We start from the raw sequence: 16,311 nt of genomic DNA, 5'->3' as shown, positions 1-16,311 counted from the left end.
TATTCCTTATGTGTGAAAACAGACCCTCCACCGCCCCCGACTTCCTCCTGTCCCGCGCGACGGGGTCTGTGCGTACCCAAGGTTCGGCTGCGACCTTCAGCGATGTCGATGCCGCCGTAGCCGAGCTGCGTGCCGGCACGGTCCCGATGATCGTCGGCGCGCTTCCCTTCCACAAGGGAGATCCAGCCGCCTTGACAGTCCCGCGCAGCATCATCCGCGAGGACGGCCCGCTCGAGCCACATGCCTACTACCGCAGCGGCACGCTCAACGCGCGGGTTACCGGTTTCGATCCGGAACCGGAGGAACACCTTCGCCGCATTGAAGCAGCCATCGCCACGATCGAGGCGTCGAAGTTGGACAAGGTAGTCCTCGCCCGCGCCGTTGACATTGAGTTCAACGCCCCTGTCGATCCGCTCCTCGTCGCCGCGCGGCTGATCGACCTATCCTCCCATCGCGATGGTTTCATCGCCGACCTCACCCCGGCGGGGCGACCCGGAGCGATGCTCGTGGGCTCTTCCCCGGAGGTGCTCATCAAGAAGCAGGGTTCAACAGTCACGGCCTTCCCCTTGGCCGGATCCGCACCCCGGCAGGCAGATAAAGCACGCGACATCATGGCAGGTCAGGACCTGCACAATTCCGAGAAGGATTTGCGCGAGCATGCCTTCGTGGTCGACCACATCCGCCGCATCCTGCAGCCGCTGTGCGCGACTCTCGACGCCCCCACCTCACCCCAGCTGACCTCCACCAACGAAATGTGGCATCTGGGCACCCCGATTGCAGGAACCCTCAAGGACTCCAGCATCACGGCCCTGGAGCTGGCCGAGTTGGTTTACCCCACCCCAGCTATTTGCGGCACCCCCACCGAAGCTGCGCAGGCGCTCATCGAAACTGCTGAGACCGACCGCGGCTTCTACGCCGGTGCAGTTGGCTGGTGCGATGATTCCGGCGACGGCGAATACATGGTGGCCATCCGCTGCGCGGAGGTCGCGGGCGATGGCCTGTCCGCCCGCGCGTGGGCGGGCGGAGGAATCGTTGTGGATTCCGACCCGACGGCCGAGCTTCAGGAAACCACAGCGAAACTGCGCACCATCCTCCGCGCGCTCAACCTCTAGAGCAGCGCCTAAGCGCGCTCAATCGGGTTGGCCAGGCTGCCCACGCCGGGGATCTCAATTTCGATGGTATCGCCCGGCACCATCGGTGCCGTGCCAGCCGGGGAACCCGTAGTGATGACATCGCCCGGCAGAAGCGTGTAGGACTGCGAGATCTCAGCGATGATGTGGCCCATCTTCACAATCATCTGATCCGTATTGGAATCCTGCTTCTGCTCACGCTTGCCATCGTGCGTGAGGTAGGCGTTAATCTTCTGGTCATCGAGATTGATGCAGTCCAGGTCCGTCTCAATCCACGGGCCCAGCGGGCAGAAGGTGTCGATGCCCTTCGCGCGCGCCCACTGGCCATCCTGGAACTGCAGGTCACGCGAAGAAACATCGTTACAAATGGTGTAGCCGACGACGTGGTCGCGCCACTTCTCTGGGTCGATATTCTTCGAGACCTTGGAGATCACGACGGCGAGCTCACCCTCGAACTCCACGTTGGTGGCGAACTCCGGAATCTTGATGGGCGCACCCGGGCCAATGACCGCGGTGGAAGGCTTGATGAAGATCGTCGGCGGCAGGTGCTCGGCAGACTCCTTGAAGACCTCCGCCACGTGGTCGGCGTAGTTGCGGCCGAGCGCTACGACCTTGGTCGGCAGGGTCGGCGCCAACAAGCGCACCTCACTCAGCGGCCACTCGCGGCCAGTGGGCTCCGGCGGCGTAAACGGTGTGCCGGAAATTTCCTTGGCCACCAGCTGATCCAGCGGGGCGTCGGCGGGACCATCGATGATGGCAAAACAGATACCTTCGGTGTGAGCAATTCGTCCTAAACGCATAACGGCCATACTACTCGCAAGGATTTTTAACACACGATCAGGGGTCTGCAGTAAAGGTTGCAAAGGAAGCGTTGTCTATCTCAGCGCTGGACGACGTCCCCCAGGGTCACCGCTCGCGTGCTCCCCCGCTGCGCTAGGTATAGCTCTGCGCAAGCCAGGGCGTCGCTGAGCGCATTGTGGCTGCCATAGCGCGGCAGACCATAGCGCTCACGGACTCGGGGAAGGCGTAGGTCCTCGCCGCGCGGGTAGGTGCCCATGCGCTCCATGTGGCGCCGCTCCAACGCAAAGGTATCCACCACGCTCAGCCGCGGGCGCTCTCCGAACACCGCGCGCGATGCCGCCTCAATGAATCCCACCTCCAGCGCTGAGAAGTGTGCGAGCAACGCGCGTCCCTGCACCGCCTGGCGCAACTGCTCCATGGCGCTCTCCAGCTCCTCTCCGGCGTCGATGACGTTTTGGGTCAGCAGGTGGACATGCGAGTCGTCGGCCACCTGCGCACCGCGCACCACGATATAGCCAGCACCGGATAAGTCGATGGTTCTGCCATTAACCGGAACCCAGCCAATAGAGACGATCTTCCCCGTGCGGGGGTTAAGGCTGGTCGTCTCCATGTCCACGGCCAACAAGCCCACGTCATCAAGGGGTGTGGTGCGCGGGGGCGCGCCCCAGTCCGCCCGGCGGCTCCAGCGATTCCACATCTAGATATTCCTCACCGGGTATTTGGTCGCGAGGGCATTCTGCATCGACTTGATCGCCCGGAAGGCATCGCGCAGGTGCTCGCGTTCCATGCGCCCCAGGCTCTTGGGGCCGATGTTGTAATTGGGCTGCTGTCCCTCGCGCAGCTGGTGGGCTTGGTGTTGGAAGGAGAGGGAGCGTAGGTAATCAAAGGCGTCGAGAAGCTCCTGCGCCCCCTGGTGGCTCACCGCGTTACCGGCGGCTTCTCTGAGACGCTGGCGGGTATCCACCACCGTCGAGCCGGAAGCCAAGGCGAAGAGCCGGGCCATCTGCACGATTCCGGCGGTCCCGCCCTTCTTAATGTCGAGGGTGTTAGCGTAGTCGCCATCGCGTTCCACCACCAGCCCTCTGAAGAAGGTCAGCGGCGGCTCGCGGCGCGCTGCCAAGCTGGCCAGGTGCGCGTGCAAGCGAGTTGCGCCCTTACCCATTTCTACGGCAGCAGTGTGGACTTCTCGGCCCAGCTCCTCGCTGCCATAGAGGACACGGAAATCGAAGAAGATCTGCGCGTTGAGCAGAGCCTCCGGTTGGGGCTCCCGGATCCACCTACGGAAGGTATCGATCCAGTGGGTCCGGGTCATCCGCCATTCTTCGTTCATCGCCATCATGTTGCCGGGGCAGAGAACTTGGCCGGCGTCGGCAAGCCCTTGGCAGACGAAGGAGCTCATCCGCCCGAAGTAGTCGCCGTGTACCGCGGCATCGTAGTCATCAGCGAGAACCAGAGCATTGTCCTGATCCGAGGCAAGCGCCATTTCCCGGCGGCCCTGCGAACCGACGGCCACGAAGGCATACTCGACCGGCGGGGGTCCAAGTTCCTCCTCGGCTAGCGTGCACAGGCGGCGAGCCACGGCATCAGCGGCGAGCGTGACCAGGCTGGAGGCTTCCGCCGGGGTGGAGCCACGCTCCACGTAACGCCCGGCCAGGCGCGTGGCTTCCTGAAAAGCGCCACGAAGCTCAGCGGCACTGCTGCGCCGTGAGAGATCCGCGGTGAGGTAGAGCGGATCGTTATGGAGCAGGCGCGTAACGTCCGACTGCGTGACAATGCCCTGCAATGCGCCCTCGGTGACCACCGGCAGGTGGTGGATACCTCGCTCGGCCATGTGCAGCAGCGCCTCCATGGCGGGGGCATCGGCAGATACCGTCAGCGGGTTGGGCGTCATGATCTCCCCCACCGCCTGGCCAGGATCCCGGTGAACGGCGAGCACGCGCGAACGCAGATCGCGGTCCGTCACGATGCCCTTAAGGCGGGTGCCGTTCTGGTTCCCGGGCTCCACGACGAGGAGCGAGGACACACTCCGGTCAGTCATCATGCCAGCGGCTTCCGCGATCGTGGTGGTGGGCGGAGCGGTGAGCACGTCGGTGCGGATAAGGTCCTGCAGCGGCGTGCGGAGAACATCCGTCGGTGCGGAATCGGACAGCTCGCGGGCTGCTGCTCGGATCTGGCGCGACTTGGCCGAAAAGAACCGTGCGATGTCTGGGTTGCGTTGGGCGCACTCGCTAAAAGCGTGCTGCGGCAGGGTGAAGACCAGACTGTCTTCGACCGCGACCATCTCATAGACGGAAACCGGCTCACCCTGCAGCGTGGAATAGCCAAAGGTCAGCCCGGGTTCGCGCCGATCGAGAAGGACGCCATCCTCTCCCAGAACATCTATTGCCCCGGTGCGGATGATGTGTAGGAACGCGTTCTCCTCCCCGAGCCGGACGGGGACATCCCCGCGGCGCAGGTAGATCATGCTCAGCTGTGCAGACAGCGCGGTGAGCTCTTCCTCCGGCAGGCGGGAGAAAGGCTCGTGCTGGGCGAGGAAACTAGTGACCTCGTCTATTTCGACGCTCATGCGCCAACCATACAGTGCTAGGCGCTCAGCGCGGAGGCGATTCGGTCACCAATTTCGGTAGTCTTCGGCTGCGCATCCCCGCGGGAGGAGACGTCGGCAGCAACGGCCTCCTCGATGCGCACAGCGTTGTCCTCGTCGCCGAGGTGGCGCAGTAGCATCGCGGCCGAGAGGATCGCCGCGGTCGGGTCCGCAATCCCTTTGCCCGCAATGTCCGGGGCAGAACCGTGGACAGGCTCGAACATGGAGGGATTCGCACCGGAGGCGTCAATGTTTCCGGAGGCGGCTAAGCCGATGCCACCGGTAACAGCACCGGCCAGGTCAGTCAGGATGTCACCAAAGAGGTTGTCGGTCACGATGACGTCGTAGCGCGCGGGATCGGTGACCATGTAGATGGTTGCGGCATCGATGTGGTTGTAGTCCACGGTGACCTCCGGAAACTCCTGTGCCACCTCGTTCACGGTGCGCTGCCACAGCCCGCCGGCATTGACCAAAACGTTGGTCTTGTGCACCAGCGTGACGTGCTTGCGGCGGGACATCGCACGCTGGAAGGCATCGCGCACCACGCGCTCAACGCCGTAGCGGGTGTTCTGGGAAACCTCCGAGGCCACCTCGTGCTCAGTGCCTTCGCGCAGCGTGCCGCCGTTTCCGCAGTACAGACCTTCGGTGCCCTCACGGACAACGACGAAGTCGATATCGCCCGGGTTTGCCAGAGGCGAGGTAGACGTCGGGTACAACTTGGAGGGGCGCAGGTTAACGTGGTGGTCGAGCGCAAAACGCATCTTCAGCAGCAGGCCGCGCTCCAAGACGCCGGGCGGAACCTCACCCGGGGCGCCAATCGCACCGAGCAGGATGGCGTCGTGCTCGCGCAGGGAGGCCAGGTCGGCGTCGGTAAGCAGCTCTCCGTTGCGCAGGTAGCGTCGAGCACCCAGGTCATAGTCGGTCACCTCGATGTCCTCGCGCACCGCGCGCAGAACCTTGAGCGCTTCCGCGGTTACCTCGGGGCCAATGCCGTCGCCGCCAATCACTGCAAGTTTCATTTTGTGGGATTCCTTTCTCACATATTGGATACTTGAGAGAGTACCACCCTCGTGCCCTCCATGAAGCCGAAACCCCCTGAAGAACCATGGCTGGCTCTGCAGGGGGGCGGTGGACTCCACTCAGGTGCGGTGTGGATTAAACATCCAAATCGAGCTGGTGGCAGGTAGCCCCCAGCGCCGAGTTGATCTCCTCGACGGGCTCCTCTGGCACCTCGCGCTCGACGCGCAGAATGAGCACAGCGTCGGAGGCGTCCTTACCCTGGGTCAAGGCGGCGGCGACAATGTTGATGCCGGCAGAGCCCAGCTTGGTACCCACGGTACCCAGCGCGCCCGGGGCATCCTTGTAGGAGAAGAAGAGGTTGCGGCCGGTAGCGCGCATATCGACGCCGCGGCCGTTGATGCGGATAATCTTCTCCACCCCGTCAATTCCGGTCAGGGCACCGGTCAGCTGCGATACCTTGCCGTTGGGGCCAATCACCCTGACGCGCACCGAAGAGCGGTGGCCCTTCGACTCCACGTTGGTCTTCACGTCCACGGTCACGCCGCGGCTTTCGGCGATCTTCATTGCGTTAACGAAGGTGACAGCCTCCGAGACCACGCCGGAAAACAGTCCGCGAACAGCAGACAGACCAAGAGCCGAGACATCCTCGTTGGCCAGCTCACCGCAGGCCTCGACCTCCACGGCAACCGGTGCAGCATCCAGCAGGTTGCCGGCTACCAGGCCCAGCTTGCGGGTCAGGTCCAACCAGCCGGCGACCTCCTCGCCGACCCGTCCGCCTTCAACGTTGACGGCATCCGCGACGAACTCGCCGGCCAGCGCCTTCAGCACGGAGGCGGCGACGTCGGTACCGGCGCGGTCCTGCGCTTCGACCGTGGATGCACCCAAGTGCGGGGACACGGTAACTTGCGGAAGCTCAAACAGCGGGGAGTCCGTGCAGGGCTCGGAAGCATAGACATCGAAGCCTGCACCGCGGTGGTGGCCGGACTTGATGGAGGCAGCCAGGGCTGCTTCATCGACGAGGCCGCCGCGGGCGGCGTTAATGATGATCTGGCCCTTCTTGGCCTGCGCCAAAAGCTCGGCATCGAACATGCCGGCGGTCTCCGGGGTCTTGGGCAGGTGGATCGTCACAAAGTCAGAGCGGGACATGAGCTCCTCAAGGCTCACCAGCTCCACGCCCAGCGCCGCCGCACGGGCCGGGTTGGCATAAGGATCGTGCGCGATGATGGTGGTCTCAAAGGCCGCCAGGCGCTGGGCAAAGAGCTGGCCGATGTGGCCGAAGCCCACGATGCCGATGGTCTTGCCATAGATCTCGACGCCTTTAAAGGACGAGCGCTTCCACTCGCCTTGGCGCAGCGACTGATCCGCCGCCGGGACTTGGCGCGCGGTGGCGAGAAGCAGTGCGATGGCCTGCTCGCAGGCGGAGTGGATGTTGGAGGTCGGCGCGTTGACAACCATGACGCCACGCTCGGTAGCAGCGGGGATATCAACGTTGTCCAAGCCAACGCCGGCACGGCCGACGATCTTCAGGTTCTCTGCGGCGGCCAAAACCTCCGCGTCCACGGTCGTGGCGGAGCGGACGAGGAGCGCATCGGCCTCAGGCACTGCGGCGAGAAGCTCCTCACGGTTTGGGCCATCAACCCAGCGAACCTCAACGGTGTCACCGAGGGCATCAACAGTGGATTCGGCAAGCTTATCGGCGATAAGTACGACCGGCTTCGACATAACTTCCTTTACTAGTCAGAATTGGAGATGCCGAGAAGTGTAGTTTATTCTTTCCAGCCCTGAGTGATTTTATGCGTGAATTCTGTCACTGAACCGAATTCCGGTCCGAGGGCCACGATAGGCCCCTCCGACAACCCTGCCGTTATCGCCGCGCCGGCCTTCGTCGCCGACGGATCTGGCTCGGTCATGACGAAGACCGTGCCACCGTAGGCGGTGGCGTTGACCACGTTGGCTAGGGGGCTTTCCGCGGTCGCCACAATCACCGGCGCCATTTGTGCGTCGCGGCGCGCCTGGGCTGGAATAGCCGGCATCTTTTCCTTCGTTATGTGCTGCGGCAGGGGCTCCCAGGCGGCCTTGAGCTCCGTCTTCGTAGAGGAATCCAAGCGCGCAATGTTGTCAACCATGCGCTCGCGTTTCATGACTACCTTCGACGTGAAGCGAAAAGCGGTGTACTCCCCCAGCGCCTTGGTGTTTCCTGGGTCATGGATAACTTCAAGTTGCCCGTTCTGGCTGGCCCACGGAACGTTACCGATAACGAGGAGCTGGTCTACGTCGAGATCAGTGAGCAGCTGTGAAATCTGCGGGCGAATCGACGCATCGTACGTCACCATGGGCACGCGCTGCGACACGCTCAACGTCGCCGCGCGCAGGGCCGCGGCATCCGTCTCTTCGGCGAGGATCAGCGTATTGCTCTCCTTGAAGAACAAGCGCGCAGAGTCTATGCCCCAGCGGTCCCCCACCACGGTGACCTCGTTGGCGAATTGGGGGTCGATAAGCCGCAAGCGGTTCTCCTCGCTCGCGCGGGCCAGGTCGATGTCCGCTTCGGGGAGGGCGGTGATGTCCTGCGTGAGGATCGGCTCGCCCCGCCCCAGCGAGGAACAGCCCGCAGCGCCCAGGGCCGTCACGACTAGTAGCAGCGCTACAGGCACGACCTGTAGCGCACGTGGAGAAGGAACCTTAACGCGCAAAGGCCTGCGGGCCCTCCTCGCCGCCGGAAAGGTTCGCCTCATCCACGTCGCGCACCACCTGCTTGTTGAGTGCATATTCGACGATGCCGACAAAGCGCTCGCGGCGATCGGCGAAGAACTGGTGCGCGGTCTTCGCAGTCAGCAGCTCCGGATCTAAGTCGTGGGAGGCCAACACACTATCGAACTCGGCATCCTCCATGATCGACTTTGACTGCACGCGCGGCAGGTAGCGCTCGGGCGAATGCCCGTCCAGAACCACCTCGGTGCGCTTGCCCATCGGTGTGCGGTTGAGCACGGAGTTCGCCAGCACGCCGCTGATACCGTGGCGCTCGCACCAGCGAAGCGGGAAGACCGGGAAGAATCCCGGCTGCAGCTCCTCGAAGCTATGGCGGTTGAAGGCGCGCCCCGTCCGCCAATCCTTGGCGCCGCGTGCCATGAGCAGAGCGTAGAGGCCGTGCCATACGCCGTCGTTCTCCCCCACGGACAGCAAGCGGGACTCGCGGAAGGAAGCATCGCGCACCGTCTTCGGAACGCTCTCGGTATCGCCGGCAACCCAGCTGGTCACCTCGTCGACATCACGGGCAGCGCGCAGCTTGACGGCCGAGGAGCCGTAAAGCTCACCGAAGACACCGCTCCAGAACCACTGGTTGAGGCGGTCCCAGGCGTCTTGGGTAGATAGCACGCCCTTCTTCTCAGCCAGACGTGCCAGGATGACCGCCAGCGGGATAATCTGCTCGGAATAAGGCACCTGCTCCAGGGACAGGATGCAGCGCTCAGCCAAGAACTCGGCGACCTCACGGAAGGTAATCACGAGGGTCTCCGCGGCCTTGCGGTACTCAGCGAGCGTCAGTTGCAGGATGTCTTCGCGCTGACCACCAGCGTTGCCCTTCTCCCCCGACACCAGCAAAGACACGGCCGAGAGGAACTCGTTGCGGCCAATGCCGTCGAGCGCCGGGAAGGAACGCAGCTGCTTCTCGACGGCCGCCCAATCCTCCGCCAGGTGGAAGTCCGGGTCTTCGGAGGCAAAGACAGCCGTGAGCAGATCGAAGACATCCATCTGCAGACCAGCGGAATTTACCTGCGCAAAGATCGAGCCGATACCGGCGCTTGCCGTCTCCCGGGAGAGGCGGATCATCGGCACGGTGTACCCGGACAGCGGGCGCAGGATGCGGTTGTTGAAGGCTGCAACCACATCACGGGTGGCACCATCGTTGGCGGCTGCGAGCTCGAAGAGCATGCTGGTGCCTTCCTCGCTCAACAGGGCTGAGACCGGGATGCAGCACTCTTCGATTGCGGCTTCGCGGTTGTTCAAGGAACCTTCGATATCCGGCGCGAAGTGGGAGCGCAGCTCGCCATGCTGGTTGACGGCGAAGACGGCTTCGTCCGGCATGATGTCCTCCGAGGTCGCTATGCGCAGGTCCACGTAGTACTTGCGGGAGACCTTCTTGGAACGAAAATCAGTGGTATCGACGAAGCCCTCGCCGCGGAAGCAGTGATACAAGGTGGTAAGGCGCTGCTGCCCATCGAGCAAGAGCAGGCCCGGGTTCACCCCGGTATCCGGAGCCCCAGCCAATGGGCGGGGGCGAAAGCGCATGGTTTCGTTGCGGGTATCCAAGGCCATAAATGCGCCGAGCGGGTAGCCGCGCAAGACGGTGACGATCAGCGATCTAATGCGGTCCTCATCCCAGGAATAAGAGCGCTGGAAGTCAGGCAGCTGAATATCACCGCGATCGATGCGAGCGAAAAGGTCATTAAGGTCATAACTTGGCGTAGAGAAACCCATGGCCTCGAGCCTACCGCCAAATGTGGGAACGTGCCCGTTTGTGCGCGAACATCACATTGCGGGCACCAAGCCCCGGGTATTGAAAAATCCCGCCAGCCGGTGGCCAGCGGGATTACTCAGATCCAGTGCGATTTATGCAGTTGCATCCAGCGGGTTCTTGACCCAGCTCATGAGATCTCGCAGCTTCTCACCAGTCTTCTCGATCTCGTGATCGTTGTAGCTGGCGCGCAGCTCCTCGAGCTCCTTGTTGCCGCCCTCAACGTTGGCGATCAGGCGCTTGGTGAAGGTTCCATCCTGAATGTCGGACAGGATGTCCTTCATGCGCTGCTTGGTGTCGGCGTCGATGACGCGCGGACCAGAAATGTAGCCACCGAACTCTGCGGTATCGGAGACCGAGTAGTTCATGTTCTTGATGCCACCCTCGAACATGAGGTCAACGATGAGCTTCAGCTCGTGCAGGCACTCGAAGTAGGCCATCTCGGGCTCGTAGCCAGCTTCCACCAACACCTCGAAACCGACCTTCACGAGCTCCTCGGTACCACCGCACAGAACGGCCTGCTCACCGAAGAGGTCGGTGACGGTCTCGGCTTCGAAGGTGGTCGGGATAACGCCGGCGCGGGCGCCGCCGATGGCCGCGGCATAAGACAGGGTCAGCTCGCGGCCCTCGCCCTTCGGATCCTGCTGGGTAGCGATCAGGCAGGGAACGCCCTTGCCGTCGACGAACTGTCGGCGGACCAGGTGGCCCGGGCCCTTCGGCGCAACCATACCGATGGTGATGTTCTCCGCCGGCTTGATCAGTTCGAAGTGAATGTTGAGGCCGTGGCCGAAGAACAGAGCATTGCCGTCCTCCAGGTTCGGCTCAATGTCCTCGGTGAAGATGGTCGCCTGGGATGTATCCGGGGCCAGCAGCATGATAACGTCAGCCCACTTGGACGCCTCAGCGTTGCTCAGGACCTTAAAGCCAGCCTCTTCCGCCTTCTCGCGGGACTTGGAACCCTCGCGCAGGCCGATCGCCACCTCAACGCCAGAGTCACGCAGGTTCATTGCGTGGGCGTGGCCCTGGGAGCCATAGCCAATGATGGCGACCTTGCGGCCCTGGATGATGGACAGGTCGGCATCGGAATCGTACAGAGTCTCAATAGCCATGTTGTTGTTCCTTCTCTCTGTGGTTCGTCGTCACTACTCAGTGAATAGTGACGTGGTCTACTGAATTTGTATCACATTTTGGGACAAGATGCCCACAATGTGAGATTATTTATTTGCTCGGTGCCATCGCCTTCGGGCCACGCCCCAGCGCGACGTTTCCGGACTGCACCAGCTCACGGATACCGAAGGGCTCGAGGACGTCGAGAAGCGCCTGCAGCTTGCCCGGCGTACCGGTGGCCTCCACCACCACGGACTCCGGCGATACGTCCACGATGCGGGCGCGGAAGATGTTCACCGAGTCGACCACCTGGGGGCGGTTCGAGTTATCCGCGGCCACCTTGACCAGCATGATGGCGCGGGCAATGGTGTTTTCTTCCTCCAGCTCCACCACCTTGAGCACCGGAACAATCTTGTTGAGCTGCTTCGTCACCTGCTCGATGACAACCTCGGAGGCGTCCACAACGATGGTCAGGCGGTTGATCCCCTCGGTTTCGGTCCGCGCGGAGACCAGCGAGATGAGGTTGTAGCCGCGGCGGGTAAACATACCGGTCACGCGGGAGATGATGCCCTCAATGTCCTGGACCCGCACGGACAGGATGTGTCGGGTGATGTCGTCTTTAGCCATTGTTCTTAGGCCTCCTCGAGGGATTCGTGAATGTCGGCCGGATCCTCGGCCGCGGACTCGTTTTCATCAAACAGCGGGCGCAGGCCCAGGGCGTACTGAATTTCCTCATTGGAGGCGCCGCCACCAATCATCGGCCACACCTGGGCATCCTGGCCCACGATGAAATCAATGACCACCGGGCGGTCATTGATTGAGCGCGCGCGCTCAATCGCGGGGCCAATCTCTTCTGCCGTGGTGACGCGAATGGACTCGCACCCCAGGGCCTCGCTGAGCTTGACGAAGTCCGGGACGTACTCATCGTGCTCACGCAGCTTGGTATGGGAGTACTTGTTCTCATAGAAGAGCGTCTGCCACTGGCGCACCATGCCCAGGTTTCCGTTATTAATGACAGCCACCTTGATGGGGAATCCCTCCACCGCGGCGGTGGTGAGCTCTTGGTTGGTCATCTGGAAGCAGCCATCGCCGTCAATCGCCCAAACCTCACGCTCCGGGCATGCGGCCTTAGCGCCCAGCGCTGCGGGTACGGCGTAGCCCATCGTGCCGGCACCGCCGGAGTTGATCCAGCTGCGCGGGTGCTCGAAGTCGAGGAACTGTGCCGACCACATCTGGTGCTGGCCGACGCCCGCGCAGTAGATAGCCTCCGGCCCCACGATGGAGCTGAGCTGCTGGATGACCTCCTGCGGATTGAGCAGCCCGTCCGACGTCGGCTCGAAACCGCGCGGGTAGCGGCGCTGCAAATCTCCCAGGTACTCCATCCAGTCACCGAGGTTCGGGGCGTCCAACTCCGCGTCATTGGCATAAGCCTTGGTCAGGCGCAGAAGCACCTCGCGGGCATCACCCACGATGGGAACAGCTACCTCACGGATCTTGCCGATCTCGGCCGGGTCGATGTCGGCGTGGATGACCTCGGCGTGCGGAGCAAAGGTATCGGTATCACCGGTCACGCGGTCATCGAAGCGCGCGCCCACGGCGATGATAAGATCCGCGCGCTGCAGCGCCGCCACCGCCGGCACCGTGCCGTGCATGCCGGGCATGCCCATGTGCTGCGGGTGGTTATCCGGGAAGGCGCCGAGCGCCATGAGGGTGGTCACCACCGGGATGCCGGTCAGCTCAGCAAACTCGCGCAGCTCGCGGGAAGCCTCCGCCTTAATGACGCCGCCGCCAACATAGAGCACTGGGCGTTCCGCGCGAGCAATGCGCCGAACAGCCTGCGCGATCTGGCGCGGGTGCGGGGTCGTGGTGGGCTTATACCCCGGCAGGTCCGGCATGACTGGGCCGGAGTACTCCATCAGGGCGTTCTGGACATCCTTCGGGATATCCACGAGGACCGGGCCCGGCCGTCCGGTGGACGCCAGGTGGAACGCGGCAGCAATAGCTCCCGGGATGTCCTCTGCCTTGGTGACGATGAAGTTGTGCTTCGTAATCGGCATGGTCACACCGCGGATATCGGCCTCCTGGAAGGCGTCGGTGCCCAGCAAGGAGCTGCCCACCTGACCGGTGATGGCCACGACCGGCACGGAGTCCAGGTTGGCGTCCGCCAGCGGGGTCACCAGGTTGGTAGCACCCGGACCGGAGGTGGCAATCATGACGCCTACCTTTCCGGATGCCTGGGCATAACCTTCGGCGGCGTGGCCGGCCCCCTGCTCGTGGCGGGTGAGCACGTGGCGCAGCTTCGTGGATTCAAAGAGGGCGTCGTACAGCGGAAGCACGGCGCCGCCCGGAATGCCGAAGACAAGCTCGGTGCCCAAATCTTCGAGGGTACGGACAATGGCGTGTGCGCCCGTGATGCGCTCGGGCGCCCGCTGTGGCGGAGTGGAAGCTGTCACGGTTGTTGTGCTCCTTCAGTGGGGATGGATATCGGAGAGATCATCCAACTAATAACGCCCCCGCTGTCCTTCCTGGGTGTGAAGGTAACGGGGGCGCTTGCTGGTCGACGTCACTAGTGGACTCGCTACGGCTCGCGCCGCCCGGGTACTACTACGAGGGGAAGTCGAATAATGATCATGGGCTAAACTGTACACTGATAGAAACGCCACCGCAGGCATTTACCCCCATTTTTGGGATCTTTTTCTCATTTTGCGAGATTGCACAGGTGGGGCGGTTCGCCACCGCGCCACGCTGTCAATTACGATGACCCACTATGACGTCCTCACACCCGCAGAACGCATCTTCTCGCGCCGAACACCCCACGGCCGAAACGTTCAAGCCCACCCGCGAACACCTCCTCGGCATCGGCATCCTCGCCGCCATCGCTTTTCTCAGCATTGGCTGGGCCCCGAAATACCTCTTCTGGATCCTCATCTTCCCGGTGTTGGCCATCTGGTGGGTCCTGCGGGCCCACACCACCGTGGACGCGAAAGGCATCCACATCACTTATGGCTTCCGCGGCCCCAAGGACATCGCGTGGAAGGACTTTAAAGGCATCGGATTCCAGCGCTCGAAGGCCTACGCTCGCACCACCAGCGGCGACAACCTCAACCTGCCGGGCGTGACTTTTAACTCTCTCCCCCGCCTTGCCGCCGCTTCCAACGGCCGCATCCCCGACGCCCTGACCGCTGGCCGCGAAGCCGCCGATGACAAGGTCGTCATCGTCCACCGCGATGGCCAACAAATCCTCCTTACCAAGGAGGAATACGCCGAGTACCTCAAGAAACACCCCGAACTGAAGGATTAACCATGTACCCTCTCCGCTCCAAAGTCACCACCGTTGGCCGCCAGGCATCTGGTGCCCGCGCACTGTGGCGCGCTACCGGCTCCAAGGAGAGCGACTTTGGCAAACCAATTGTCGCCATTGCCAATTCCTTTACCCAGTTCGTCCCCGGCCACGTCCACCTCAAGAACGTCGGCGACATCGTGGCCGACGCCGTGCGCGAGGCCGGCGGCGTGCCGAAGGAGTTCAACACCATTGCTGTTGACGATGGCATCGCCATGGGCCACAGCGGCATGCTCTACTCTCTGCCGTCGCGGGAGATCATCTCCGATTCCATCGAGTACATGGTCAATGCCCACACTGCCGACGCCCTGGTGTGCATCTCGAACTGCGACAAGATCACTCCGGGCATGTTGAATGCCGCGCTGCGCCTCAACATTCCCACCATCTTCGTCTCCGGTGGCCCGATGGAAGCCGGCAAGGCCGTTGTCGTTGACGGCGTGGCACACGCACCGACGGATCTGATTACGGCCATTACAGCGTCGGCCAGCGATGCCGTCTCCGATGAGGGCTTGACCCGCGTGGAGGAATCCGCCTGCCCCACCTGTGGTTCCTGCTCCGGCATGTTCACCGCCAACTCCATGAACTGCCTCACCGAGGCACTCGGCTTGGCCCTTCCGGGCAATGGCACCACGCTGGCTACCCACAGCGCCCGCCGTGATCTCTTTGAACAAGCCGGCCGCGCCATCGTGGACTTGTGCCGACGCTACTACGGCGAAGAAGACGACGCCGTTCTCCCGCGCTCGATTGCCACCAAGGAAGCCTTCAGCAATGCCATGGCTCTGGACATGGCTATGGGTGGTTCCACCAACACCATCCTCCACACGCTGGCCGCCGCGCAGGAGGGCGAGGTGGACTTCACCCTCGAGGACATCAATGAGATCTCCTACCGCGTACCTTGCCTGTCCAAGGTGGCCCCCAACGGCACTTACCACATCGAGGACGTGCACCGCGCCGGGGGCGTCCCCGCTATCTTGGGCGAGTTGCGCCGCGCGGGCCACTTGAACCTCAAGGTCCACACCGCGCTCTACGACAACGCCGAGGAATGGCTTGATGATTGGGATATCCGCGGCGGCAAGGCCACGGAGGCCGCTCTCGAACTTTTCCACGCCGCACCCGGCGGTGTACGCACCACCGAGCCATTCAGCCAATCCAACCGATGGGATGAGCTCGACACCGACGCTGCCAATGGCTGCATCCACGACGCCGAGCATGCCTTCTCCTCCGACGGTGGCCTGGTCGTCCTGCGCGGCAACCTCGCTCCCAACGGGGCCATCGTCAAGGCTGCTGGCGTGGAGGAAGAACTCTGGACCTTTACTGGTCCCGCCCGCGTGGTGGAGTCCCAGGAAGAGGCTGTTTCCATCATTCTCAAGAAGGAAGTCCAGCCCGGCGATGTCATCGTCATTCGCTACGAGGGACCAGCCGGCGGTCCCGGCATGCAGGAGATGCTGCACCCAACCTCCTTCCTCAAGGGTTCCGGTTTGGGCAAGGCCTGCGCCTTGATTACGGATGGCCGCTTCTCTGGCGGCACCTCCGGCCTCTCCATCGGTCATATCTCCCCTGAGGCAGCCCACGGCGGCCTCATTGGACTGGTCGAAAACGGTGACCCCATCACGATCAACATTCGCGAGCGCCAGCTCTCCCTCGACGTGGACGAAGAGGTCTTGGAACGCCGACGCGCCACCGAGGAGCAGCGCGAGAAGCCCTGGACGCCGAAGGACCGCAACCGCCCGGTCACCAAGGCTCTGCGCGCCTACGCCAACATGGCCACGTCCGCTGACCGTGGTGCGGTGCGCGTGGTGGATGGCTACGTCAATTAGAG

The 16,311-nt window shown here is 63.0% G+C and carries 13 protein-coding genes; 3 read left to right on the top strand and 10 right to left on the bottom strand.

Features of this window, described 5'->3' with window-relative positions; all coding sequences use genetic code 11:
- The first annotated feature begins 8 nt into the window (after positions 1-8).
- Positions 9-1,112 (top strand): isochorismate synthase, encoded by a 1,104-nt coding sequence (locus HMPREF2932_RS09655; protein WP_071410065.1) that lies wholly within the window; start codon positions 9-11, stop codon positions 1,110-1,112.
- A gap of 8 nt (positions 1,113-1,120) precedes the next feature.
- Here the strand turns inward: HMPREF2932_RS09655 and HMPREF2932_RS09650 are convergent, their stop codons facing one another.
- The 10 genes from HMPREF2932_RS09650 to HMPREF2932_RS09605 all read right to left on the bottom strand — a co-directional run bounded on the left by HMPREF2932_RS09650 (position 1,121) and on the right by HMPREF2932_RS09605 (position 13,605).
- The gene (locus HMPREF2932_RS09650; RefSeq protein WP_010186887.1) at positions 1,121-1,930 is read right to left on the bottom strand and encodes a fumarylacetoacetate hydrolase family protein; all 810 of its coding nucleotides are present in this window, start codon (positions 1,928-1,930) and stop codon (positions 1,121-1,123) included.
- 80 nt (positions 1,931-2,010) lie between these two features.
- On the bottom strand, positions 2,011-2,628 hold the full coding sequence (locus HMPREF2932_RS09645) for an exonuclease domain-containing protein (protein ID WP_046648110.1): 618 nt from the start codon (positions 2,626-2,628) through the stop codon (positions 2,011-2,013).
- A complete protein-coding gene (locus tag HMPREF2932_RS09640; RefSeq protein ID WP_071410064.1) occupies positions 2,629-4,497 on the bottom strand; it encodes a DUF294 nucleotidyltransferase-like domain-containing protein in 1,869 nt (622 codons plus the stop codon).
- A gap of 17 nt (positions 4,498-4,514) precedes the next feature.
- The gene (locus tag HMPREF2932_RS09635; RefSeq protein ID WP_070517515.1) at positions 4,515-5,534 is read right to left on the bottom strand and encodes a 3-isopropylmalate dehydrogenase; all 1,020 of its coding nucleotides are present in this window, start codon (positions 5,532-5,534) and stop codon (positions 4,515-4,517) included.
- A gap of 136 nt (positions 5,535-5,670) precedes the next feature.
- Positions 5,671-7,257 (bottom strand): phosphoglycerate dehydrogenase, encoded by a 1,587-nt coding sequence (serA, locus tag HMPREF2932_RS09630; RefSeq protein ID WP_071410063.1) that lies wholly within the window; start codon positions 7,255-7,257, stop codon positions 5,671-5,673.
- A 44-nt stretch (positions 7,258-7,301) separates the two neighbouring features.
- Positions 7,302-8,186 (bottom strand): hypothetical protein, encoded by an 885-nt coding sequence (locus HMPREF2932_RS09625; protein ID WP_070511654.1) that lies wholly within the window; start codon positions 8,184-8,186, stop codon positions 7,302-7,304.
- A 28-nt stretch (positions 8,187-8,214) separates the two neighbouring features.
- Positions 8,215-10,008, bottom strand: a complete 1,794-nt coding sequence (locus tag HMPREF2932_RS09620) for a GmrSD restriction endonuclease domain-containing protein (protein WP_070511653.1) — start codon at positions 10,006-10,008, stop codon at positions 8,215-8,217.
- A 132-nt stretch (positions 10,009-10,140) separates the two neighbouring features.
- Positions 10,141-11,154: a ketol-acid reductoisomerase gene (ilvC, locus tag HMPREF2932_RS09615; RefSeq protein WP_046648105.1), complete on the bottom strand. Its 1,014-nt coding sequence runs from the start codon at positions 11,152-11,154 to the stop codon at positions 10,141-10,143.
- Between the two features lie 109 nt (positions 11,155-11,263).
- Positions 11,264-11,779 carry an acetolactate synthase small subunit gene (ilvN, locus tag HMPREF2932_RS09610; protein WP_070821514.1) on the bottom strand — a complete coding sequence of 172 codons (516 nt, stop codon included), beginning with the start codon at positions 11,777-11,779 and terminating at the stop codon, positions 11,264-11,266.
- 5 nt (positions 11,780-11,784) lie between these two features.
- The gene (locus HMPREF2932_RS09605) at positions 11,785-13,605 is read right to left on the bottom strand and encodes an acetolactate synthase large subunit (RefSeq protein WP_071410062.1); all 1,821 of its coding nucleotides are present in this window, start codon (positions 13,603-13,605) and stop codon (positions 11,785-11,787) included.
- Between the two features lie 314 nt (positions 13,606-13,919).
- On the opposite strand from HMPREF2932_RS09605, the gene HMPREF2932_RS09600 reads away from it, so the two are divergent.
- Positions 13,920-14,453 (top strand): PH domain-containing protein, encoded by a 534-nt coding sequence (locus HMPREF2932_RS09600; protein ID WP_046648103.1) that lies wholly within the window; start codon positions 13,920-13,922, stop codon positions 14,451-14,453.
- 2 nt (positions 14,454-14,455) lie between these two features.
- Positions 14,456-16,309: a dihydroxy-acid dehydratase gene (ilvD, locus tag HMPREF2932_RS09595; protein ID WP_070754708.1), complete on the top strand. Its 1,854-nt coding sequence runs from the start codon at positions 14,456-14,458 to the stop codon at positions 16,307-16,309.
- Positions 16,310-16,311 lie beyond the last annotated feature (2 nt).

Source organism: Corynebacterium sp. HMSC074H12, from assembly GCF_001813755.1.
GTDB lineage: Bacteria > Actinomycetota > Actinomycetes > Mycobacteriales > Mycobacteriaceae > Corynebacterium > Corynebacterium hiratae.
Note: the sequence above shows the minus strand (reverse complement) of the source record. Positions and strands in the feature narration are given on the sequence as shown.